The organism is Chitinimonas arctica (genome assembly GCF_007431345.1).
GTDB lineage: Bacteria > Pseudomonadota > Gammaproteobacteria > Burkholderiales > Chitinimonadaceae > Chitinimonas > Chitinimonas arctica.
In genome coordinates, this window is sequence record NZ_CP041730.1 from 4,107,218 (window position 1) to 4,127,915 (window position 20,698).

The following is a 20,698-nucleotide window of genomic DNA, read 5'->3' on the forward strand; positions in this document are numbered from 1 at the left end:
TCGTACAAAGTGGTACGAAGATTGGTGTTGTGAATATGTACATAAATATGTACTATATGTTCACAACACAAAGGTGATAGTCATGAAACGATCATTTGTCATTTCACAATTTGGGACGCAGACCGCCGTAGCACGGGCTCTTGATACGGTGAAATCAACTGTGAACAGCTGGCCGGAAGCCCTTCCGGACGCAGCCATTGGCCGAATCGCTCGCCTCCGCCCAGATGTCCTAAGAGCGTGGTGGAAAGTACAGCAAGAGTCGATCCCCGCTGAATGACCAGGGGCAATGTGAAAAGCCCCGCAGGCGTTGGCGCGCCGGGTGCGGGGCTTGGTGTTCAGGCAAAGAACGAAGGGAATTATGAAACAACTGAAGAAATTGCACCAGCGCATTGCCGACTGGCTGCGTGAACGTCGTATCGAGCGCTTCCGGGCCCTGATGGCAGCCGCCTATACCGCTGGCGATATTGTGGCTGCTCGCCGCATACAAAGCCGCTTCCTGGGCGAAATCCGGGCGCGATCGCCTGAACAGCGTCAGCGCATGGCTGCGCATTGGGCAGAGCGGGTGGCGTCATGAGTAGCGTCGTTCGTCTGGTCGATTACCGTACTGCCGAGGCCGCTGAACCGGTGCAGGAGAGGCGTATGCAGCATGGCTTCGTCGCCATCCCCACCACGGTCGAGGATGCCCTGCTGCGCTCGCCTTTGAGCAAGCAGCAGGAGCGGGTTTTCCGCGCCATCCTGCGCAAGACTGTGGGCTACAACAAGGCCTCGGATTTCATCGCCACCACCCAGTTGGCCGAGATGGTCGCCATGGACGAAGGCGACGTTCGGCGTGCCCTGATGACCCTGGAATCCATGGGTTTGATCGTGCGCGGCCAACGTCGTGCCATTGGTACTGAAATCGCGCCAAACCTTGATATATCGGGCTGGAATCTCGTTCGTGGGGAATCGCCACGTTCTATCCAGAAATCCCCACGTTCGTGTGAAATTCCCACGTCTATTCGTGGTGAATTCCCCCCCACAATAGACAACTCCAAAAGACAAGAAGAACCCCCTGTAGTCCCCCCAGCGAAAAAAGCGCCACGGCAGAAGCGGACCGAGCAGACGATGCGTGCCTGGCTGGAGACGACGAAGGCTGCTGGCGAGACGCCGATTCCCGAAGGCGACTCGGTGTTCCAGTACGCCGAGCAGGCTGGCATCCCGAGAGACTTCCTGCGTCTCTGCTGGTGCGAATTCCGTGACCGTCACTTGGACGGCGTGAAGACCTACAAGGACTGGCGTGCTGCCTTCCGGCTGTGCGTTCGTGCTGACTGGTACCGGCTGTGGGCGGAAAACCAGCAGGGTGAGAAGTACCTGACCACCGCCGGCAAGCAAGCGGCTGCCGTGCATGGGGTGGGCGAATGAGCGACATGACCCTTCCCCCACTGCCGGTGCTGTTCAGCGAACACGCCGAGACCGCGCTGATCGCTGGCCTGCTGATCGACAGCTACGCCCTGGACAACCTTGCCGACCAGCTGCTGCCGCGCCACTTCTTCCTGCCGGAATGCGCCCTGGTCTACTCGGTCATGCTGGGCCTGTTCCATGCGAATCGCCCCATCGATGCGGTGACCGTCGCGGAGGTGCTCGAACAGCGTGGCCAACTGAACGACTTGGGCGGCCTGGCTTGGTTCTCCTCGCTGGTGAACAACTCGATTGGCTCGGCCAATGTGAAGCGCTACGCCGAGATCATCGTAGAGAAGGCGATGATGCGCGGTGGCATCTCGGCTGCCTCTTCGCTGATCGAACGGCTGGAAGCGGGCGACTGGGAGCATTCGCCGACCGAAGTGCTGCAAAGCGTGGCGGCACAGATCGAATCGCTGGCGGACACCGATGCCTGCGATGCCGACACCGTGACCGCCTCCCAGGTAGCGCACAGCGCCGTGCTGGAAATCCAGGCAACGCTGGAGGCTGGCGACACACCACGAGGCGTACAAACCGGCATTGCCGAGCTGGATGCCGCACTGGGTGGCGGTTTCCGCGACGGTGACTTGGTGATCGTGGCCGGCCGGCCCGGTATGGGCAAGACCGTGCTGGCGATGAACATCGCCGAGCGGCTGGCCGAACGTGCGCCAGTAGCGGTCTTCAGCATGGAGATGGGCCGCGAACAACTGGGCATGCGCCAGATCGCCAGCTTGGGCAGTGTGGACCTGGGTGGCCTAATGCGGGCCGAGCTGTCTGAAGATGATCAGCACTGCATGGTGGCCGCGCTGGGCAAGATCGACGCGCTGAAGCTGGAAATCGATTTCCGGCCAGCGCTGACAGTTGCACAGGTGCGCGCCAAGTGCCGCAAGTTGCGTCGCAAGAACGGTGGCCTAGGGCTGATCGTGGTGGACTACCTGCAATTGATGCAACACCCCTGTGCGGAAAACCGCGTCAACGAAATCACCAAGATTAGCGGCGGCCTCAAGGCCCTGGCCAAGGAGATGCAATGCCCGGTGATTGCCCTGTCCCAGCTGTCGCGCAAGGTGGAAGAGCGTATGGACAAGCATCCGCAGATGGCTGACCTCCGTGAGTCCGGCTCCATTGAACAAGACGCCGACACCATCCTGTTTGCCTATCGAGACGAGTACTACAACGTCGATTCCGCCTGGAAGGGCGTGGCCGAGATCGGTATCGCCAAGCAGCGCATGGGCGAGTCGGGCAAGTGGGTACGGGCCGTATTCGAGGGCCAATACAGCCGCTTCCGCAATCTGTCGCAGGACTGGACGGCACCGGTGGCACCCAAACCCACCGCGCGTAGAGGCGGGTTTGCATGAGCGATACGACCGCAGCATCAAAACAGCCCTACCAACAAGCCGGCACAACAGATGCCGACAAGCAATTTACCCAAGGAATTGAGAAGCGCATGACCCGAAATAACGAACTGCACACCCTGACAACGGGACTGACGGATTTGGACGCACTGCTGGGCGGTGGCCTGCAGCCGGGCCAGCTGGTTTTGGTCGATGGTCCGCCTGGCATCGGCAAGACGGGGCTGGGCGTGGGCATTGCGCTAGCCAATGCCCAGGCGGGCGTTGCTACTGCCTACCACAGCCTCGAAAGGTCGGCAGCTCAGCTGGGGGCGCGCTTCGTGGCATCCGCAAGCGGCGTGAGCCTTTCTCAGATCAAAAGCGCACGATTATCCGACGAGGAACTCAGCCGATACCTAGCTGCAGCCGAGCAACTGTCGCCCATGCCGATGTGGTTCGTAGATCGCACGCGCCGCACGGTTGCGCAACTCACCCGAGATGCCTGCAAGCTCAAACGCGAGCGAGGACTGTCGCTGCTGGTCGTCGATCATCTCCATCTGATCGCGGAAGATGGCGCCGGACTGGCCTTGTCCTTGGAGATGGCCATCTCCCGCTTGAAGCGCCTGGCTGTAGAGCTGGATATCTGCATCGTGCTGATGGGGCATTTGCACAAGCGGCCTGCACAGCTAGACGCTTACTCCCTCCCCAGCTTGACCGACCTGCGCTACTTGTCAGTCATTGAGCACTATCCGGATGTGGTCCTGTTACTCCACCGTTCGGGGTATTACGACCCGACTGTTGATCAAACGGCGGCGGACATTGTGTTGGCGAAGCATCGGATGGGAAAAACAGGCGTGGTACTGGCAGCTTGGCAGTCGGCGTGCGCCAGATTCGTGGATGCGTCACCTGCCCACTACACATCACCCGACCAACGCTACGCGGAGTCTGCATATTGAGCGAACGCATGGAATATCGCGTGCCGGCCGAACCTGCATTGCGCCCAATCATGCTGCGGGTGTGGCAGCAGGTGAAGGGCCTGGTCGATGCTGGCGTGGTGGCCCGCCTGCGAGTGGAAGCCGGCGACGCCCGCAGCAGCGAGCAGAACGAAAAGATGTGGGCCATGCTGGCCGACGTTGCTCGCCAGGTGGAGTGGTACGGCCAGTGGCTGACTGCCGAGGAGTGGAAGCACGTCTTTTCGGCAGCCCTGGAAAAGCAGCGTGTCGTGCCTGCCCTGGAGGGCGGCGGCTTCGTCGTCCTGGGCGTGTCAACCCGCCGGCAATCGAAACGTTGGTTCAGCGACATGTTCGAGCTGATGTATGCCTTCGGGTCGGAACGCAATGTGCGCTGGTCTGCGCCGGCCTGGATGGCGGAGGCTAGCCGATGAGCATCCACAGCAAGAAACTGCGCGGCAGTGCCCAGGGCGAAGACTGCACCTTCCAGATCGCAGGCGTATGCCAGGACCGGACCGACACCGTCGTGTTGTGCCATCTGCCGGATGAAAGCCACGGCATGGGACTGAAGGCGGACGACATCAGCGCCGCATTCGGGTGCTGGGCATGCCATGACGCCATCGACGGCCGCGTACGGCATACCTTCGCACCGGGCGAGAAGGACTGGTATCTGCGCCGCGCCCAAAGCCGGACCTTGCGCCGCTGGGTAGAGCTTGGCCTGGTCAAGGTGGCCGGATGAGCCCGGACTGCCGACGCTGCGCCGAGCTATCGGTCTTCGCCAACTGCGGCGCCATCCTGCATGGCCGGGTGCGCAAGGCGGATGGCACGCCCTATATGCCTGGCTCGCTCAGCGGCCCGCCTAATCCCACCGCCTGGGCAGCCAGATGCGGTGCCTTCACTGAAACCGGCTATGCGGTCAGCCTCCCGAAAATGGGGCCGCATTGGACATGAACCCGATAACAACAGAAAGCAATATGGATCTAAAGACACTCAGTTTTACCATTCCCGGCGAGCCGCAAGGCAAAGGCCGCGGTCGTATCGTGCGCTGGGGCAAAAAGGCCGGTATCAAGACGCCGGAGAAGACCGTCGCTTACGAGGGCTTGGTCGCGCATCGCGCTGCACAAGCGATGGATGGCGCTACACCGCTGGAGGGTGCCGTCGCCGTGACCATGCACATCACCGTCTCGGTACCGCGCTCCTGGTCCAAGCGTCGCCGCGAGCATGCCCTCGCTGGTCGAGTGCTGCCGACTACCAAGCCCGATATCGACAATATCGAAAAGGCCATCTTTGACGGCTTGAACGGCATGGTCTGGCGCGACGACGTGCAAGTGGTCGAGGTCCGCAAACAGAAGCGTTATGGCGAACTATCCGGTGTGTCCGTAGCTATTCGGTCGCTTGAGGGGGAGGCCGTATGAAGACACTACGCAGCAGTCTCGCCGGCCATGCCGCGACCGGCCCGGCAGACGATACCGAACTGAAGCAACTGCGCGCCGCCGCCTGGCACAAGCAAGGCGTGCTGGTGGTGCGATTGGACGATGTTCGCGACGACTGGGATCGCCTGCATCTGAGCAATATCGCAACTGAACTGTATGGACAACGTAAGGGGGCCCGCTAATGGCAATTTTTAAGAGCGTGCCGCAAGCACTGCATTTCGCCTACACCATCGAGGCCTACGAGATTGGCGCCGAAAGCGCCATGACTAAGGCACTGCGCCGCATCATGATGGATCTGGGCATCTGGGAAGAGCCTGGCACGACGAATACCTCGGTGGACTTCAGCGGCCTGGACCGCATAGAAGTCCGGGCCCAATGCGCCATGATTCGCCAGATGGTGGACGATCATCTGCCTTGGGAAGAGCGCTGCGCCATCGTGGCCCGCTATGAGCCCGCCGAGCGGGTCGAAGAAAACGGTAAACGCCGCTTCCTGTTTTCGCCGATTCGCTACGAGGCAATCCGGGCGCTATCGGAATATCTGGCACCTTCGTTCGGCCGCTACAACCGCGACACTATCGACCTGATCGTCGCGCGGGTGTCGGATCGTCGGGTGGTGGAAGGTGGCTACCGCGAAGTGGCGGCCAAGCTGGGCATGGCGCATACGACCTTTGCCGACGTGTACAAGCGGGTACGAGGGCGGGTCATCGAGCTGGAGAACCAGGCAGCGGACAGACTGCTTGTCCGGTTTTCGCCTGAACTCGTAGAAAGCGATACTTGCTTAACAAATTAAGCCTCATGCCCGGCATGGTGTTTTTATTGCTACCACTGAAGCGAATGGACTAAAAGGGAGGCCTTAATTTAATTAGCTAAATTTAGATTAGAAAAAATATTAGGCAGGTTGAGCTTCGGCTGCCTTGCTTACCATGTTGCCGGAGCCATGGCTTTAAATTCAGATTTCGTCGGCCACTATCGCACCATGGCTAGAGTCCTCAGGGCGCAGTAGGTCTAGATATATCTTTGTTGAATGCGTTAGGACCAAACGGCTTTCAGCTTCGTCGAAACTGAGGCGCCCAATTAAAACAGTTTCAGCTATTGCTGGGCTTTTTTGCCTTAGCTTAAGATAGTTTTCCTTTACCCATGAAATAGTAACTTTTTTTAGTGCGTGGGTTGATCGATCATTTTTATTAGTGGTGAAGCCAAGCTCGTTTAAACACAAGCCAAGGATTCGGGAGTCTTTAGGATTTGGCGCTTTAGCCAAAAAAGTGATCGAATCATACAAGAGACGTCGAACCTTCAGTCTTATTATCTTCCACGCAGCCCCTGGTTTTCCTAGCCCCCAAAGTGAACCCCACAAAAAACTGCGATTGAAATTTTCTTCAAGCCCTATTGATTTTCTTATACAGGAAAGTGTGAAAAATATCTCAAAAATCAATTCCGCCACATCATCAAGAATGCCATTTAAACGGGGGCGATTATTAACTCCATGAGATAGCACCGGGTGTAATTTTTGCGAACTTATTAAATTAACTGCCTTTTCGATAAAATTGGCAGCTACGACAAGCCTATGTAGTGTATCACCGCTATATGCCTTTAGCTCGTCCATATTTTTAATGTCATGAAATGCTTGTTGAATCCGCATGAACGTTAACGACACAGGGAGGGATCGTTGCAATTGAAGATCCATTGTCAAGCAATCTTCCAGCGTGTATAGGAAGGCAGTGTAGTACGCTTCCCATTGCGTGCTCTTCCATTTGTACTGTTCCTCGGGGCTAATATCAAATGCTGATATGGAGTAGGTAGCTAAACTTTCAATAAGATTGAAATCTCCGTACACGGCTTGACTAACTGGTTTTATATAACCCAACAGTCCCGAATTGAAACCTTCGGCCTCCTCGTAAAGGAAAGACTCTCCGTGTGCAATTGCTTCAATCGTTATATTTCGCGCAAAATGCCCTATTGGAATGTTGAATACCTTGGTATTGGACATTGCATTAAAAATTTCTTGCGCAGTAACTGGAGAGGCGCCAACGATTTGTCGGCAGAATTTGCGATTTGCTATAAGTAGCAAAATGCTGCCCGCATGCTTTCCTGTCTCTGTAACATTAGAAGTAGTTATGAGCGGTTTGTTCACATCGTGGTATGGATTCGGAATGCAGTACGATTTGGCTACCAAGGATTTCGCTGATAACGCAACTTCGTGTGCAATTATCTTAAGTTCATCCTCATCGCCACGTAAAATGTAGCGATAAAGTTCCATCCTATAACGTTCTGCATTGCGCTTTCCGAATATGGCCGGGTAAAGAAACGCATAATACATCCAGGTTAGAAATGTCCCTAAGAACAATAAGCCAAATATACCCTGCCAAATACTGAGAGTGAGCCACGTGGGGCTAAGAGTCCACCATTTTTCGTTTATCCAAACTTCCGTTAATAACGTTTGCAATCCAATTATTGTCATTACGGCAAACGTAGATTTATAGAGTGGCCCAGGGGCGACAGCAATTCGAAATTTATATCGGACGTCTGTTATTGTATAAACAATCGCTAACAAAGCAACTGCTGCAAGGAATTCTGAAAATCCGAATATCTTATTGGGAGGACTTCCAGAGGGAGGAGCAAAGCAGAATGCCCAGTAGCAAACTTCCTTCATCGTAAATATCTCGAAAAAATAGCGATGGCGCTGCCATTAACATAGCGTCTCGGATAAGAGAATGCATAAGAATTGGCGTCAATCTGGTCCGAGGCTTCCCAAATCCGTACAAATAAGGTATAGTCTTGCTACTTTCCAAAGGAAGGTACGTCCAAGCCCGCCAGTTAACGCTGAGCGGGCTTTTTCGTTTCCGTCGTTGGGGTATGAGAAGAGGCGGCCGGTGCCATTTTCGACAAAACCCGCACTCGCGGCGGCCCCATGAGTGCGATCGCTACAGGCCGAACTGCACCTTAGAGTGTCTCATCGCAACGGAATCGCTTTTCTCTATGTGCGCTGTCCCACCGACCAGTGCCTGACATGCTGTTACGGTGATCATGATGATCAACGGGACCTCCCAGCATCCGAACTGAAAAAACCCATGCATACGCTCAACTTCGCATTCAGTAGCATCACCTGCGACCGCTGCACCGTCGTTGGGCAGCGCGCGTCGGGCCAGCCGTCGTCAGGCTTCGAGATGCCGCGAAGGCTCGTCGGGAAAGGGATGTCGAACAGCTGCGGCCATGAGCGCGAAAATGGGAGGCGTTCATGAACGCCATCCTCGCCCCCAACGTCCCCTTTGCAGTTCGTCTCGACACCAATGGCCGGTCGCCGACCCAGGCAATCCGTTTCGTTACCGAGTCCTATGTCCGCATGGTCCTTGCCGGTTTTGCACTTGCGCCGGCCTCTCTGATTGCCTACCTGTTCTTCTTCCAGAACCCGGCTCTCAAGTTCGAGCACCACGCGTTCCATATCGTTGCGATCGCGGTGGCCACGTGGGCAGGCCTTTTTGTGACCTACGTGACGTGGCGCTGCTACCGTGCATCTGGAGAACCTTTGCTGCGCTGGATGACGCTCGGCTTTCTCGGCTTTGCGCTGATCTATGCACTGCACGGGGCGTTCACCGGGTTCGCGGACCACAACATCTGGCTGTTCATCCTGTATGGGCCGGCATCCCGCCTGGTCATGGCGCTCCTGTTGTTGGTGGCGCTGCTGTCGTACGGCAGCACGCCAGACGCCGTGGACCGGCGCACGAAGACCCGCCCGTGGTTGACATGGATAGGACTGTTCCTGCTGGTAGACGTGGTGGTAGCAGCCGCCGCACATTCACCCATCGTCAGCAATCCTGCGCTGCGCCTCTCGATGGAAGGTGGCGCCCTCGCTATTTCCGCACTGAACGTGACGATGCTGCTGCTGCGTCGTATCCGTTCGCCGCTGATGGTGATCTTCGCCATCTCGGTCACGGCGTTCGGGCTGGCGTCGCTCGCGTTCATCCTCGCGCGTCCGTGGAACCACATGTGGTGGCTCGCCCATGCGATCTTCGCCGCCGGCTTCTTCCTGTTGAGCTATGGGGTAGTGCAGGCGTTTCACACCACGAAATCGTTCTCGACGATTTACAGCCAAGAGGAACTGATGGCGCGGCTCGCCGACGAGACGGCGCGCACCGAGAGCGCACTGCGGGAACTTCAGCGCACAAATCAAATGCTCGAGCAACTGGCTGCGACCGATCCGCTGACCGGCGCGAGCAATCGACGGCGGTTCGTGGAGCAGGTCGAAGCCGAGATTCACCGGGTCAAACGCGGCGGGGCGCCGTTCTCGGTGCTGGCACTCGATCTGGATAAGTTCAAGTCCATCAACGACCGCTATGGGCACCAGGTCGGTGACGACGTCCTGAAGACATTCGTGAAGAAATGCGTCGCCGCGATCCGGCCGTTTGACGGTGTCGCCCGAGTGGGCGGGGAAGAGTTCATGATACTGCTGCCTCAGACTGCACTCGAAGCCGCGCGCATCATCGCCGAGCGCGTGCGGACCGTCATCGCGACGACATCATTCGAGAGCGGCACGCAGCGGCTAACTGCCACGGTGAGCATAGGCGCGTCGCAGTCCGGCCTTGATGGCGACGCCATCGACGAGATTCTGCGTGTGGCCGATAAACGCCTGTACAGCGCAAAACACCAAGGTCGCAACCGTGTGATTGCAGCATAGGCGGCCCCTGGGTGAAGATCATCATGAGGCAACATGGTTGCGCTCGATTGAAGCGATAGGGCTCCTGCGCTACGCCCCTCCCCGGAAAGACGAAGCTGCTTGGTCAGTGCAGCATCTCCAGGTACCCCCAGGCAGGTCTCTTCGCTGGCGAACCAGTCGAGAAACGCATTCCAGTTGCGGGGGGAGTCACGGCCTGCTTCTGGCGCTACGATGGCACAATTGATCAGCGGCACCGATCTACATGCCAGTCGCCTTGGTCGAACGGATGTTGCGAACAGCGTACTGCTGTCTGGTGACGTCGTGCTGGATCTGGTCCCTGCTTGGCCTCAGTAATATTGTTCCGGTGGACGTCTACGCTATAACAAGTCATTGAGGAGGAGCGTGCAATGGATCTGCAAGCAAAGTATGGTGACCAGCAGCTTGAACACATCATCGATCAAGCCATGATTTATCAGTGCGCCTGCCCGGCACAGGTCGCCAGGCTGATGCTGGCATTGCGTGAAGTGAACGCTTACGAACAAATGTGCCTGAGCCGGGACGATGCACCCTTGCGTGAAACCCACCACCTGATCGCGGATGCGACCGCAGAGGCGCACGCGAAATTGCAGGAATGCTTGGATTGCGTGATGGATTTGGAAGGGTGGGATAAATCATTGATGACGATGCCGGAAGCGTTACGCAAAATCCAGGGGCAGGAGCTTCGTCGCTGGCTAGATGGTCGTCGCAGTGGTAACGAAGGTAGATAGGAAACGTTCAGCGACTCGCTGCACAGTCGCAGGTGGTATGAATGCCGATAGGCAACGCAAGGCTGTCAACGCACCAGGGCGCCGCACGCTGATTGTCGATCCTTCGGGTTACAGCTATGGTCGGTATGTGGGATTCGCGGGGGAGTGATTCCCTGGGTGCCGCGCAACGTCGATGTGATCGTTGCGCGGGGGGCGTACATGGGATGCAAGTTGGCCCACTTGTCGAAGCTGGAGCATCACTGCACGTAAGTCGAATGCGTTAGGCCTCGGCTGGCACGTTATTGCTGTACCCAACGCTGCGCGACACGACTGAAGACCCACTCGCGCTCTTTGTCGGGTTGTCCGTCCGAAACCTTAATCCGTAAATTGAGCGCCCCGTCACAGATGGCAAGGTCACCGAAATTGATGCGCACGTAGAGTTCTAAATCCGGGGAAATTTGCGAAATGGCGAGCGACTTTGTTTTGCCCATGAGGAAGGGTTGCCCATTGGGGCCGAGCTTGCCGACGAGCATGCCCATCCTTGCGCCTGGTCCGCTATAGGGGAACCAGGTATTCCCTTCGACATTCTCAATATTGTACGCACCAGTGTTATTTCGCCCGCCATCCGCGTTGCGCATGCCGTATGGCCTGTCATCCGTTCGGCAACACCACTCTCCATCTGCATGCACGTTCACGTACACGCCGCTTTGCGCCCCCGGCTTGTACCCGGTATTCACCCAACCCTTAGCCGCTTCGATCTCCATAACGACATCTCCTTCTTCAACATGGTGTGAAAAAACGGTGTAGTGCCATGCCATGGGTGACTGACAGCCCGAAGCACCTATTCCAACGTGCTTGCATCGATTGCCGGACAGCAGCGTTTTCCGGCGGAAGCGAATGACTTGAAGACTTTGCACGGGAGTGGACCGGCAGAACAGCTACCAAATCTGGTGAGGATGGAAGCCATGAAGTTTGCGAGGATGATTAGGACCGTGTTTAAAGCGGAAAGGTCTGGGGTCCCTGGAGACCTGCGGCGCCTGCGGGTCGGCATACCCGCGCGATTCAGCTAGTTACCCAGTTTTTCGTCGGTTTCGTTTCCTATTGGCCTAGTTGTGCAGAGCATCCCGCCTCTATCCCCTCAAAGCCTTATGGCATAAGGCTTTCAGCAGTTTTTCCGGTTGCGCCAGCCGGTCCGGTAGCGTCCAGCCCAAACGAATTTACCCGTCAAACCGTTTCGTTTTGAAGCGTTTGGAGTCCCATGCCCACAGTTTCCGTCGATACCCTCGCCAAGTTGCTGGATATGACCCCGCGTCGGGTCCAGCAGCTGGTCAAGGAGAACATCCTCCCCAAGCCCGCCGCCCGGGGGCAATACGAACTCGTCGCCTGTGTAACCGGCTACATCCGCCATGTGAACGGCCAGCTCAATGGTGATGTGGGCGACCTCAATAGTGAGAAGACCCGTTTAACCCGTGCCCAGGCCATCAAGGTCGAGCGCGAGAACGCCTTGGCCGATGGCGTACTGATTCGGGCTGCCGATGCAGTGCAAGCCTGGACGGAAATGATCTCCGCCGCCAAATCCCAGCTACTCAATCTGCCGGGCCGGCTGGCACCGTCCTTACTCAACGCCCGAACCGCCAAGGAAGCCGAGCGAATCCTCACCGAAGCGGTAGACGAAGCCCTCGCCGAGCTAGCCGACTGGAAGCCCGCCGATGATCCCGAACCTGCAACAAGCCTTGCGCCTAGCCTCGAAGGTGTGGGCGCCGCCGAGGCGGATCACGGTCAGCCAGTGGGCTGACGAAGCGCTGTATCTCTCGCCCGAGGATAGTGCCGAGGCCGGTAAGTTCCGGACGGATCGCGCCCCGTATCAGCGCGGCATCATGGATGCCTTTCATGCGGAGGGCATCGAAGAAGTCGCCGTCATGGCTTCCTCTCAGGTCGGCAAGACGCTGATCTTCAAAGCCGTCATTGGCTGCTTTATCGCGGAAGACCCGTCGCCGATTCTGGTCGTGCAACCGACGGTCGAGATGGCCGAGGTGTTTTCCAAGGACCGCTTGGCCCCGATGATCCGCGACACGCCGGCCCTGCGCGGTAAGGTGCTGGAAGCCAAGAGCCGCGACAGCGGCAATACCATCCTCAAGAAGAACTTTCCCGGTGGCCATATCACCCTGATCGGCGCCAATGCCCCGGCCGGTCTGGCAAGCCGCCCCATCCGCATCGTGCTATTCGACGAAGTGGACCGTTACCCGGACTCGGCCGGTACGGAAGGCGACCCGGTCAACCTGGGCCGCAAGCGCACGATTACCTTCCGCTCCCGCAAGAAGATCGGGATGTTCAGTACGCCTGGCATCAAGGGCAAGAGCCGGATCGAGCGTGCTTGGCTACGCTCAGACCAGCGCCGCTATCACGTGCCGTGCCCCCAATGCAGCCATATGCACGTATTGAGCTGGACCAATATGCTGCTCGACCCGGCCCATCCCGAGCTGGCGCGGATGGTCTGTCCGCAAAATGGCTGTGTCATCACCGACGCCGACAAGCCGGCCATGTTGGCAAGCGGCCAATGGATCGCCGGCAACCCCGCCAGCCGCATCGCCGGCTTCCACTTGAACGAGTTGTACTCACCTTGGCGCCTGTTCGCTGAAGTTGTCGCCGAATACCTCAGTGCCCAGGGCAATCCCGAGGAGCTGAAGACGTGGTGGAACACCTCCATGGGTGAACCCTACGAAGAGGCGGGCGAGCAGGCCGACGCCGAGGGGCTGGCGAAGCGGCGCGAAAGCTACGATGCCCAGACCCTGCCGGCCGATGTGCTGGTGGTGACCGCTGGCGTCGATACCCATCCCGACCGCTTGGAAGTCGAGCTGGTCGGCTGGGGGATGGGCGAGGAATCCTGGGGGATCGAGCCCATCGTGCTGCACGGCCCCACTGTAGAGCCGGATGTCTGGCAACGGCTGGATGCATTGCTGGCAACCGTGCGTTGCCAAACCGAAGACGGCCGCACCCTGCGAATCATGGCGACTTGTATCGACTCGGGCGGCCATGCGGTGCAGCAGGTGTATGAGTTCTGTACGCCGCGCTCCGCCCGCAATATCTGGGCGATCAAGGGCCAAGGTGGCGCACGGCCGGTGTGGCCCAAGCGACACAGCAAGTCGAAGAAATATCGAGGCCATACCCTGCGCATGATCGGCGTGGATACCGCCAAGGATGCCATCTATGCCCGCTTCAAGATCGCCGAGCCGGGCAAGGCTGGCTATTGCCATTTCTCCCTGGCCTACGACGAGGACTGGTTCACCCAAGCCACCGTCGAAAAGCGCCTCACCAAGACCGACAAGCGCGGCCAAGAGGTCCGGATTTGGGAGAAACCGGCCGGCGCGCGCAATGAAGCGCTCGACTGCCGGGCCTACGCCTATGCCGCCCTCCAGGGCCTGAAGATCGAACGGCGCCTCGTGTTGGCCCGCCGCACCATCGTGCCGGCCTACGAAGCACCGGACCCCGTTGTCCCACTCACGCCACCACCGCCCACCCGACCCGTCGAAACGACCGTGCAGGCGCCTCGCGCCCCACCGAGTCGTCTCCCGGCGCGGCGGACGGTGCGCTCCGGCTATCTCAAGCGATAGCCGACTCACAAGAAAGGAACCCATGGCCTTTACCCAAGCCGATATCGATACCCTGGATCGGGCCATCGCCAAGGGCGTGCGGGTGGTCCAGTTCGCAGATCGCAAGATCGAATATGGCAGTTTCGCCGAGCTGCGCGCCGCCCGTGATGCCATCAAGGCCGAGCTAGCGAAGCAGACCAGTCCAGGTCGTGCCAGGCGGGTGCTGTTCTACCACGCCGGGAAAGGCCTCGAATGAGGCGCTCCCGACAAGGCACGCAAGGCATGCTAAAGCCTGATCGCCTTCAAGCGCTGGCGACACCCTACGAAGCAGGCGGCGAAGGACGACGGGCGCGCAACTGGCAACCGTCCGATGCCGGCCCCACCAGTTCGGTACTGGGCAATCTCGCCAGCCTGCGCAGCCGCTCGCGAGCCGCCTACCGCAACGATCCCTACGCCATCGCCAGCGTGGATCGGATCGTCAGCAATATGATTGGTACCGGCATCGCACCGAAGCCCAAGCATGCCGATCCCTTCATTCGGGCGCTGTTGCAAGAACTGTGGGACGACTGGGTGGAAGAGTCCGACGCCGATGACGCCACGGACTTCTACGGCCAGCAGATGCTGGCATGCCGCACGGTCGAGCTGGCCGGCGAGTGTTTTGTGCGGCTACGGGTGCGCAAGCTCAGCGATGGGCTGGCGGTCCCGCTTCAGCTGCAAGTACTGGAGCCAGAATTCGTGCCACACACCAAGCACGAGATCGCCGCGAACGGCAATGTGATCCGCGCCGGCATCGAATTCGACAGCATCGGCCGCAGGGTGGCGTACTGGATGTACCGCAGCCACCCTGGCGAAGGCTCCATGCCGACCAGCACCTACAACGACCTGGTCCGCGTTCCTGCCGAGCAGGTACTGCATATCCGCGAAGTGCAACGCGCCGGGCAGTTGCGCGGCGTACCGGGCTTGACCGCGATTCTGGTGCAGCTGAAGCATCTGAACGAATTCCAAGACGCCGTGCTGTTCCGACAGGAAGTCGCGAACCTGTTTGCCGGCTTTATCCGCAAACCGGCGCCGGATGACGTGCCGGTCGGCCCCGATGGTCTGCCGCTGGAGCAACTGGACGACTCCGCCCCGATGGTCGGGCTGGAGCCGGGGACGATGCAGGAGCTGTTGCCCGGCGAGGAAGTGGAATTCAGCACCCCACCCGATGCCGGCAACAACTACGGTGACTACATTCGCCAGCAGTTGCAGGCGGTCGCAGCGGCGCGCGGTCTTCCGTATGAGCTGCTGACCGGTGACTTGCGCGGTGTGAGCGACCGCGTCATTCGGGTTGTGCTGAACGAGTTTCAGCGCCGCATCGAGCAGATTCAAAACAGTCTTTACGTCCACCAGCTGTGCCGCCCTGTGCGGGCTGCTTGGCTGGATGCCGCTGTGTTGGCCGGCGCGATTTCCTTGCCCAACTATCCTGCGCAACGCCGTGCCTACCTGCGTACCCGCTGGGTGCCGCAGGCATGGAAGTATCTACACCCCTTGCAAGATGTCCAAACCCGCCAGGAAGAGGTCAAGGCAGGCTTCAAGTCGCGAGACGAGGTCGCCATGAGCCTGGGCTATGACACCGAAACCATCGATACCGAGAATGCTGCCTCGCTCCAGCGGGCGAAAAACTTGGGCCTGATCTACAGCACTGATCCCGTGATTCAACCCAAACCAACGAAAGAAGCTGCATGATTCCAATCCAGCGAGCCAGCGTGCCGCGCATCTATGCCAAGGCCGACAGCGGTGAAAGTGGCCGGCCCTGGTACAACATGGCGAAAGCCGAGACGGCTGGCCAGCCCATCGAAGTGATGATCTACGACGATATCGGCGGCTGGGGTCTAAGAGCTGCCGATTTCATCCGCGAGCTGAAGGCCCTGGATGACGGCAAGTCGGCGATTACCGTGGCCATCGATAGCGATGGCGGTGACGTATTCGATGGCTTCGCCATCTCCAATGCCCTGGCCCGCCTCGGTGACCGCTGCACGGTGCGGATCGATGGTCTAGCTGCCAGTGCCGCTAGCGTGATCGCCTGCGGCGCACACCGCGTGGTCATGGCCGAGAACACCATGATGATGATCCACAACCCATGGACCTGGGCATCGGGTGACGCGGAGGAACTGCGCAAGACCGCCGATGTGCTCGACAAGGTCACCGGCGGTCTGCTGGCAACCTATCGCGCCAAGGCGCCCAAGATGGATGCCGCCACCCTGAAAACCATGCTGGACGCGGAAACCTGGTTGTCTCCCTATGAGGCGGTCGCCCTGGGCCTGGCCGACGAAATCAGCGGCACGTCACCGGTGAAGGCACGGGCGTTGTCGCCCATCTTGGCCAAGTACCGGAAATTGCCGCAGGCGCTGATGGCGAAAGACAAGCCAGCTGACCCGGTGATTGAACCGGCGCCCAAGCCGATCCAGGAGCCTTCCCCCAACGTTGCCGCCCTGGCAGCCCGACTGACCCAAGCCTGCATCCAGGCCGGGCATCCCCAACTCGCCGAGGTATTGATCGTGTCCACTGCCCTCAAGGACGAGGCCACCGTGGCCGCTGAGGTCAGCCGCATTGAAGCGGTATCGGCCCTTTGCCTGACAGCCAAACTGCCGGAACTGGCAGCCGACTACCTCAAGGCTGGCCTGGGTGCCGACGCGGTGCGCGCCCGGTTGTTCGACAGACTGGTCGCCGACGACGTGGGCGAAATCAACAACCGCGAGCCGATGCCGAGTGAGGCCACGCCGCAGGCCAAGACGCCAAATCCCACCGATATCTACGCTGCCCGCAAGGGTAAGCCCAAGGCTGACACGAAAGGATGCAAGTAATGAGAAATATCAAAGTCGAAGGGAACCATACCGGCGAATATCTGCTGTCGGAGGGTGAAGGCAAGATTTCCAGGGAAGCGATTGTGGTCGCCGCCGGTCCTTTTCTGCCGGCTGGCCAGGTGCTGGGCATCAAGACGGTCGGCGGAGAGTATGTGCCCTACAACAATGCGGCCAACGATGGTAGCGAAGTGGCCGTGGGCATCCTGTATGCCCCCCTGCCGGAATTGAACGTGCCGCGTCGCGCCGTGGCGCACATTCGACTTTGTGAGGTGTCCGCCGACCGACTCACAGGGCTGGATGCTGCGGGGTGCGCAGACCTGAAGACCCGACATGTCATCATCCGCTGATACCGAGTCGACTACTGACACGGTTTTGTGAGGTGGCAACGCAGCGTAAAAGCTGGCTAGCAGCTCGCTATTTCCACCTTTGCGCGGACTTCGCCAAGCCCGTTTCTAATATTGCATTCATCACATCATGTACATGATAGCGTTTTGAGTGCGCGTATTCGTTCGCAAAATCTACAGGCGACAGACCTCTTTGGGCGGCGATACTCGCAGCCTCGTTTACCGCATGCAGATTGGGGTAGCGAACCCCTGGTGAAATTCTCCCATTCGTAAGGATAGCATCTGACTCATTCGAGTAAGCACTGATAGGTGATCCTGGTATTTTGGCAGGGCTCGATGATTGGGCACTGTTTAAAATGGAAGGATTCTTTCTAATTTTCGAAAGTTTATCCAAGCCGCTTGCAAGTTCAGGAAATAAATTCGCCACCATCTGATTGTAGCGGCAGTCAGGAAAGTAGTTAGAGCTTCGCTCTTGCACTTGACCGGCTACTTTATCTCGCCAAATTGCAGTGCGTTTTTTCTGGTCCGCATTCAAAGTTGGCATGTAGATTTTTATTGCCAGCAGATAGATAGAATGAAAGCATTGTGACTGTGGAGTGTCGGACCTTATGGTGTTAATAACCTGCCAGGCGGAGTTTAAATTGTAGCCTATAGCGCAATCGTATTTAATTGACAGGAGTCGATTAAGCATCGTTTGGAATCTGGGATTCCAGAATTGGTCGAGCGCACGGGGGGTGTGTAATTTTAAAGCTTCGATATGAGCGAGGACATCTTGACGAGCGCGTTCAACTACGAGTTCGGATGCATCGCCTGTATTTCTTCCACTGGCGATCTTTGCTTTTGCTACGGCTTCGGCATAGGTCATTGCTGCCAGCTGGATGCTGTGTGCCAAGTCTTTAAGCGACAACTGATTGATTTTTGAGCGAGCGTCGTTAAAAACCGTAGTGTCTACTTCAATTTGAGACCGTCTTTCTGCAAGGCGCGCTTGAGCGCGGCCTTCCAATATGCGTAAAGCAGGATGATGAATCCATGATTTTGCCTCGAGCTGGGAGACGAGCAAGTCAGTAAATGTTTCCAATGTCACAGCCCCCATCAAGCGACCTAAATCGATTTCCAGAGCAGGTATATCCAGCGCTGCGATTCGATCCCGCCTGGACGGAGTGATGGGATTGCTAACCGTTACCTCAATGATCAGTTGCCCGGCATCGAAAAGGGGGAAGGCGGAAAAGTTTACCAATAAATCGGGGCGCAACTGACCAAGCCGTTTTTCGAGAGTCGCCGACTTGATCCAAAGTTGAGTTGGTTCCAATTTTTCCGTTTCGGATAAAATGCTACCGTCACTCAGCGTTGCACTAACCGTTACTGAAAATGCTGGGAGTTGAATAAACTCACTCGTGCTCAGTATCTCCTTGGCTTTCAAATGTAGCAGTGTTTCGTAGCGTAAAGCATCCGGAATAGATGGGTCATGCTGTTTGAAGTCATACCAATCCAAAGCTGTTTCAGCCTTGCTCCGGGCAATTGCTTCGGCCTCCAACAATAAAGGGTCACTCCCACTGGTTCGGCACCATTGCACCCCGACTGTTAGTCGCTGTCGAATCTCCGACGGTGACATGCCAGCAATATCTGGGTCATCAGTAAGTAAAATGATGGTCGGAACCCCTGCATCTTCGAGGAACTCGTCGTCTGCATTGATGCTTGATATCAATTTCACCCGGATAAGGCGTCCGTCCTCCAGCTTGAGCAGTGCGGTATCGGTATCATGTATCGAGACGTTGCGGATGGTCACGTTCTCAGGCTGTTGTTCGGCCGACGCCTCATAAAGGGTTCCACTGAAACCGGCGAATTTCCCGCTGCGTATACGACCAGGAAGTTGAAAAAGCCCGTCGTGCCTGAGCAAATTTAGCGCGGCAATCCTTGCCGTGATAACGAGGCAGTTATTGGGGGTAGCGCCCCGTTGATGGGCAAAGTGTGGACGTTGTTGCCGAGAGCCGGACCACTGAATAGGGGGAGCGCCAGCCTTGACCGCAGAGAGAGGGTGACCACATCCGAAACAAACACAACCGCTCTTGTAGCCCCGACGATCCTTACCAAGCTCACCGATGTAGCGGGCCGCTTCGGTATCCATTTCCTTTGCCCAGGTCATCGTTGTAGTTGATGTGCGATACGCAGGCGATTGCGCGGGGACGAGGACGGTTTGAATTTCGTGAGCCATTTCCGTGTCAGCGGCCTTACTAATTTGTAAGGTCGCAACTGTAGCAAAGGCAAAGAGCGGCAAGGATAAATTTACCGTTCCTAACCATCGCAAGCCACCGATCTCCGCCAAACCCATCACAACCAGCCCAGCCCCGCGCTGGGTTTTTTCATTTCTGGAGCTGCATGGCAGAACTTTCCATCTTTGAAGATGACGCCTTTTCGGTGTCGTCGCTCACCGCCACCATTAACGACCAACCCACCGTCCCCAGCAAACTGGGCGATATGGGTCTGTTCGACGAGGAGGGCATTTCCACCACCACCGTCCAGATTGAAAAGGACGGCGATACTCTGTCACTGGTCCCCGCCGGTCAGCGCGGCCAGCCTGGTCTGGTCGTACATGGCAGTAAGCGTAAGCTGATTCCGTTCAACACCATTCACCTGCCGCAAACCGCCGCTATCACAGCGGACGAGGTCCAGGGCGTGCGCGCCTTCGGCAGCCAGACCGAGCTGGCCGCAATCAGCGCGGTGGTCGAGAAGCGCTTGCGCAAAATGCGCAAACAACTGGATGCCACTCATGAGTATCAACGCATCGGCGCGGTCAAAGGCCAAGTGCTCGATGCCGACGGCACAGCGGTGCTGTTGGACCTGTTCGAACGCTTCGGCATTCAGCAGCAAGTGATGCCCTTCGAGCTGAGCAAGGCGGATACCGATATCCGGCTGAAGTGCGGCGATTTGCAAGACTTGATCGAGGACACGCTGGGCAATCTCACTTTCTCGGGCGTGCGGGTGCAGTGTGGCAAGAATTTCTGGAATGCCATGATCTCCCATCGGTCCTTCCGCGAGACTTTCCTGGCGACCGAACTTGCTGCCAGCCTGCGCGGCGATCCGCGCGAAGCGTTCGACTTCGGTGGCGTGAAGTTCGAGCGCTATCGCGGTCGCCTGGGCGGGGTCGGCTTTGTCGGTGACGATGAAGCCTATGCCGTCCCAGAGGGCGTATCGGAGCTATTCATTACCCGCTTCGCCCCGGCCGACTATATGGAGACGGTAAACACGACCGGCGTGCCTTACTACGCCAAGCAGGAACCCATGCAATTCGGCAAGGGCGTGCAGTTGGAAGCCCAGTCCAACCCGCTGCACCTTTGCACCCGTCCTCGCGCCGTCATCAAGCTGATCAAGTAAGCCC

22 protein-coding genes are annotated in these 20,698 nt (G+C 58.0%); 19 read left to right on the forward strand and 3 right to left on the reverse strand.

The annotated features are described in order from the left end of the window. The first annotated feature begins 358 nt into the window (after positions 1-358). Genes FNU76_RS18735 through FNU76_RS18780 form a run of 10 tightly spaced genes read left to right on the forward strand, consistent with a single transcriptional unit; the run spans position 359 to position 5,938 of the window. Entirely contained in the window at positions 359-574 is a 216-nt protein-coding gene (locus FNU76_RS18735; RefSeq protein WP_144279606.1) for a hypothetical protein, read from the forward strand. Further along, positions 571-1,401 (forward strand): replication protein, encoded by an 831-nt coding sequence (locus FNU76_RS18740; RefSeq protein WP_144279607.1) that lies wholly within the window; start codon positions 571-573, stop codon positions 1,399-1,401. Before FNU76_RS18735 ends, FNU76_RS18740 begins: the two co-directional genes overlap by 4 nt. Positions 1,402-1,406: 5 nt before the next feature. Continuing rightward, positions 1,407-2,792: a replicative DNA helicase gene (gene dnaB / locus FNU76_RS18745; protein WP_179958188.1), complete on the forward strand. Its 1,386-nt coding sequence runs from the start codon at positions 1,407-1,409 to the stop codon at positions 2,790-2,792. Beyond that, positions 2,789-3,721 carry a DnaB-like helicase C-terminal domain-containing protein gene (locus FNU76_RS18750; protein WP_144279609.1) on the forward strand — a complete coding sequence of 311 codons (933 nt, stop codon included), beginning with the start codon at positions 2,789-2,791 and terminating at the stop codon, positions 3,719-3,721. Before dnaB ends, FNU76_RS18750 begins: the two co-directional genes overlap by 4 nt. Then, positions 3,718-4,149: a recombination protein NinB gene (locus FNU76_RS18755; RefSeq protein ID WP_223879090.1), complete on the forward strand. Its 432-nt coding sequence runs from the start codon at positions 3,718-3,720 to the stop codon at positions 4,147-4,149. Before FNU76_RS18750 ends, FNU76_RS18755 begins: the two co-directional genes overlap by 4 nt. Continuing rightward, positions 4,146-4,454, forward strand: coding sequence for a nuclease domain-containing protein (locus FNU76_RS18760; RefSeq protein WP_144279610.1), 309 nt, complete (start codon positions 4,146-4,148; stop codon positions 4,452-4,454). The genes FNU76_RS18755 and FNU76_RS18760 overlap by 4 nt, the downstream gene beginning before the upstream one ends. Beyond that, complete coding sequence (locus FNU76_RS18765; protein WP_144279611.1) at positions 4,451-4,666, forward strand: hypothetical protein; 216 nt, start codon at positions 4,451-4,453, stop codon at positions 4,664-4,666. Before FNU76_RS18760 ends, FNU76_RS18765 begins: the two co-directional genes overlap by 4 nt. A gap of 23 nt (positions 4,667-4,689) precedes the next feature. Then, on the forward strand, positions 4,690-5,130 hold the full coding sequence (locus FNU76_RS18770) for a RusA family crossover junction endodeoxyribonuclease (RefSeq protein WP_144279612.1): 441 nt from the start codon (positions 4,690-4,692) through the stop codon (positions 5,128-5,130). Continuing rightward, a complete protein-coding gene (locus tag FNU76_RS18775; protein ID WP_144279613.1) occupies positions 5,127-5,330 on the forward strand; it encodes a hypothetical protein in 204 nt (67 codons plus the stop codon). The genes FNU76_RS18770 and FNU76_RS18775 overlap by 4 nt, the downstream gene beginning before the upstream one ends. Then, positions 5,330-5,938, forward strand: coding sequence for a hypothetical protein (locus FNU76_RS18780; protein ID WP_144279614.1), 609 nt, complete (start codon positions 5,330-5,332; stop codon positions 5,936-5,938). The genes FNU76_RS18775 and FNU76_RS18780 overlap by 1 nt, the downstream gene beginning before the upstream one ends. Positions 5,939-6,097: 159 nt before the next feature. On the opposite strand, the gene FNU76_RS18785 is transcribed toward FNU76_RS18780, so the two are convergent. Then, positions 6,098-7,798 (reverse strand): hypothetical protein, encoded by a 1,701-nt coding sequence (locus FNU76_RS18785; RefSeq protein WP_144279615.1) that lies wholly within the window; start codon positions 7,796-7,798, stop codon positions 6,098-6,100. A 585-nt stretch (positions 7,799-8,383) separates the two neighbouring features. On the opposite strand from FNU76_RS18785, the gene FNU76_RS18790 reads away from it, so the two are divergent. Both FNU76_RS18790 and FNU76_RS18795 read left to right on the forward strand, forming a co-directional pair. Then, positions 8,384-9,820, forward strand: a complete 1,437-nt coding sequence (locus tag FNU76_RS18790) for a GGDEF domain-containing protein (RefSeq protein ID WP_144279616.1) — start codon at positions 8,384-8,386, stop codon at positions 9,818-9,820. 386 nt (positions 9,821-10,206) lie between these two features. Further along, positions 10,207-10,566 carry a hypothetical protein gene (locus FNU76_RS18795; RefSeq protein WP_223879091.1) on the forward strand — a complete coding sequence of 120 codons (360 nt, stop codon included), beginning with the start codon at positions 10,207-10,209 and terminating at the stop codon, positions 10,564-10,566. A gap of 278 nt (positions 10,567-10,844) precedes the next feature. Here the strand turns inward: FNU76_RS18795 and FNU76_RS18800 are convergent, their stop codons facing one another. Next, entirely contained in the window at positions 10,845-11,309 is a 465-nt protein-coding gene (locus tag FNU76_RS18800) for a hypothetical protein (RefSeq protein ID WP_144279617.1), read from the reverse strand. A 494-nt stretch (positions 11,310-11,803) separates the two neighbouring features. On the opposite strand from FNU76_RS18800, the gene FNU76_RS18805 reads away from it, so the two are divergent. The 6 genes from FNU76_RS18805 to FNU76_RS18830 are packed head-to-tail and all read left to right on the forward strand — an operon-like array spanning position 11,804 to position 17,325. Beyond that, complete coding sequence (locus FNU76_RS18805; protein ID WP_144279618.1) at positions 11,804-12,340, forward strand: hypothetical protein; 537 nt, start codon at positions 11,804-11,806, stop codon at positions 12,338-12,340. Continuing rightward, a complete protein-coding gene (locus FNU76_RS18810; protein ID WP_144279619.1) occupies positions 12,255-14,156 on the forward strand; it encodes a phage terminase large subunit family protein in 1,902 nt (633 codons plus the stop codon). The genes FNU76_RS18805 and FNU76_RS18810 overlap by 86 nt, the downstream gene beginning before the upstream one ends. 22 nt (positions 14,157-14,178) lie before the next feature. Continuing rightward, positions 14,179-14,391: a phage head-tail joining protein gene (locus FNU76_RS18815; protein WP_144279620.1), complete on the forward strand. Its 213-nt coding sequence runs from the start codon at positions 14,179-14,181 to the stop codon at positions 14,389-14,391. Between the two features lie 26 nt (positions 14,392-14,417). Then, positions 14,418-15,860: a phage portal protein gene (locus FNU76_RS18820; protein ID WP_179958189.1), complete on the forward strand. Its 1,443-nt coding sequence runs from the start codon at positions 14,418-14,420 to the stop codon at positions 15,858-15,860. Next, positions 15,857-16,978, forward strand: coding sequence for a head maturation protease, ClpP-related (locus FNU76_RS18825; RefSeq protein ID WP_144279622.1), 1,122 nt, complete (start codon positions 15,857-15,859; stop codon positions 16,976-16,978). The genes FNU76_RS18820 and FNU76_RS18825 overlap by 4 nt, the downstream gene beginning before the upstream one ends. Continuing rightward, on the forward strand, positions 16,978-17,325 hold the full coding sequence (locus FNU76_RS18830; protein WP_144279623.1) for a head decoration protein: 348 nt from the start codon (positions 16,978-16,980) through the stop codon (positions 17,323-17,325). Before FNU76_RS18825 ends, FNU76_RS18830 begins: the two co-directional genes overlap by 1 nt. Before the next feature lie 67 nt (positions 17,326-17,392). On the opposite strand, the gene FNU76_RS18835 is transcribed toward FNU76_RS18830, so the two are convergent. Continuing rightward, positions 17,393-19,627, reverse strand: a complete 2,235-nt coding sequence (locus FNU76_RS18835; RefSeq protein ID WP_144279624.1) for a hypothetical protein — start codon at positions 19,625-19,627, stop codon at positions 17,393-17,395. A gap of 71 nt (positions 19,628-19,698) precedes the next feature. Here FNU76_RS18835 and FNU76_RS18840 point away from each other — a divergent pair, with 71 nt between their 5' ends. Further along, positions 19,699-20,694, forward strand: coding sequence for a major capsid protein (locus FNU76_RS18840; protein ID WP_144279625.1), 996 nt, complete (start codon positions 19,699-19,701; stop codon positions 20,692-20,694). Positions 20,695-20,698 lie beyond the last annotated feature (4 nt).

Excerpts from the sequence above, each read along its gene's own strand:
- FNU76_RS18820 (WP_179958189.1), top strand. The coding sequence starts at position 14,418 with ATGCTAAAGCCTGATCGCCTTCAAGCGCTGGCGACACCCTACGAAGCA.
- FNU76_RS18825 (WP_144279622.1), top strand. The coding sequence starts at position 15,857 with ATGATTCCAATCCAGCGAGCCAGCGTGCCGCGCATCTATGCCAAGGCC.
- FNU76_RS18790 (WP_144279616.1), top strand. The coding sequence starts at position 8,384 with ATGAACGCCATCCTCGCCCCCAACGTCCCCTTTGCAGTTCGTCTCGAC.
- FNU76_RS18785 (WP_144279615.1), bottom strand. The coding sequence starts at position 7,798 with ATGAAGGAAGTTTGCTACTGGGCATTCTGCTTTGCTCCTCCCTCTGGA.
- FNU76_RS18765 (WP_144279611.1), top strand. The coding sequence starts at position 4,451 with ATGAGCCCGGACTGCCGACGCTGCGCCGAGCTATCGGTCTTCGCCAAC.
- FNU76_RS18760 (WP_144279610.1), top strand. The coding sequence starts at position 4,146 with ATGAGCATCCACAGCAAGAAACTGCGCGGCAGTGCCCAGGGCGAAGAC.
- FNU76_RS18750 (WP_144279609.1), top strand. The coding sequence starts at position 2,789 with ATGAGCGATACGACCGCAGCATCAAAACAGCCCTACCAACAAGCCGGC.
- FNU76_RS18770 (WP_144279612.1), top strand. The coding sequence starts at position 4,690 with ATGGATCTAAAGACACTCAGTTTTACCATTCCCGGCGAGCCGCAAGGC.
- dnaB (WP_179958188.1), top strand. The coding sequence starts at position 1,407 with ATGACCCTTCCCCCACTGCCGGTGCTGTTCAGCGAACACGCCGAGACC.
- FNU76_RS18795 (WP_223879091.1), top strand. The coding sequence starts at position 10,207 with ATGGATCTGCAAGCAAAGTATGGTGACCAGCAGCTTGAACACATCATC.
- FNU76_RS18740 (WP_144279607.1), top strand. The coding sequence starts at position 571 with ATGAGTAGCGTCGTTCGTCTGGTCGATTACCGTACTGCCGAGGCCGCT.
- FNU76_RS18800 (WP_144279617.1), bottom strand. The coding sequence starts at position 11,309 with ATGGAGATCGAAGCGGCTAAGGGTTGGGTGAATACCGGGTACAAGCCG.
- FNU76_RS18780 (WP_144279614.1), top strand. The coding sequence starts at position 5,330 with ATGGCAATTTTTAAGAGCGTGCCGCAAGCACTGCATTTCGCCTACACC.
- FNU76_RS18815 (WP_144279620.1), top strand. The coding sequence starts at position 14,179 with ATGGCCTTTACCCAAGCCGATATCGATACCCTGGATCGGGCCATCGCC.
- FNU76_RS18775 (WP_144279613.1), top strand. The coding sequence starts at position 5,127 with ATGAAGACACTACGCAGCAGTCTCGCCGGCCATGCCGCGACCGGCCCG.
- FNU76_RS18810 (WP_144279619.1), top strand. The coding sequence starts at position 12,255 with ATGATCCCGAACCTGCAACAAGCCTTGCGCCTAGCCTCGAAGGTGTGG.
- FNU76_RS18830 (WP_144279623.1), top strand. The coding sequence starts at position 16,978 with ATGAGAAATATCAAAGTCGAAGGGAACCATACCGGCGAATATCTGCTG.
- FNU76_RS18735 (WP_144279606.1), top strand. The coding sequence starts at position 359 with ATGAAACAACTGAAGAAATTGCACCAGCGCATTGCCGACTGGCTGCGT.
- FNU76_RS18805 (WP_144279618.1), top strand. The coding sequence starts at position 11,804 with ATGCCCACAGTTTCCGTCGATACCCTCGCCAAGTTGCTGGATATGACC.
- FNU76_RS18840 (WP_144279625.1), top strand. The coding sequence starts at position 19,699 with ATGGCAGAACTTTCCATCTTTGAAGATGACGCCTTTTCGGTGTCGTCG.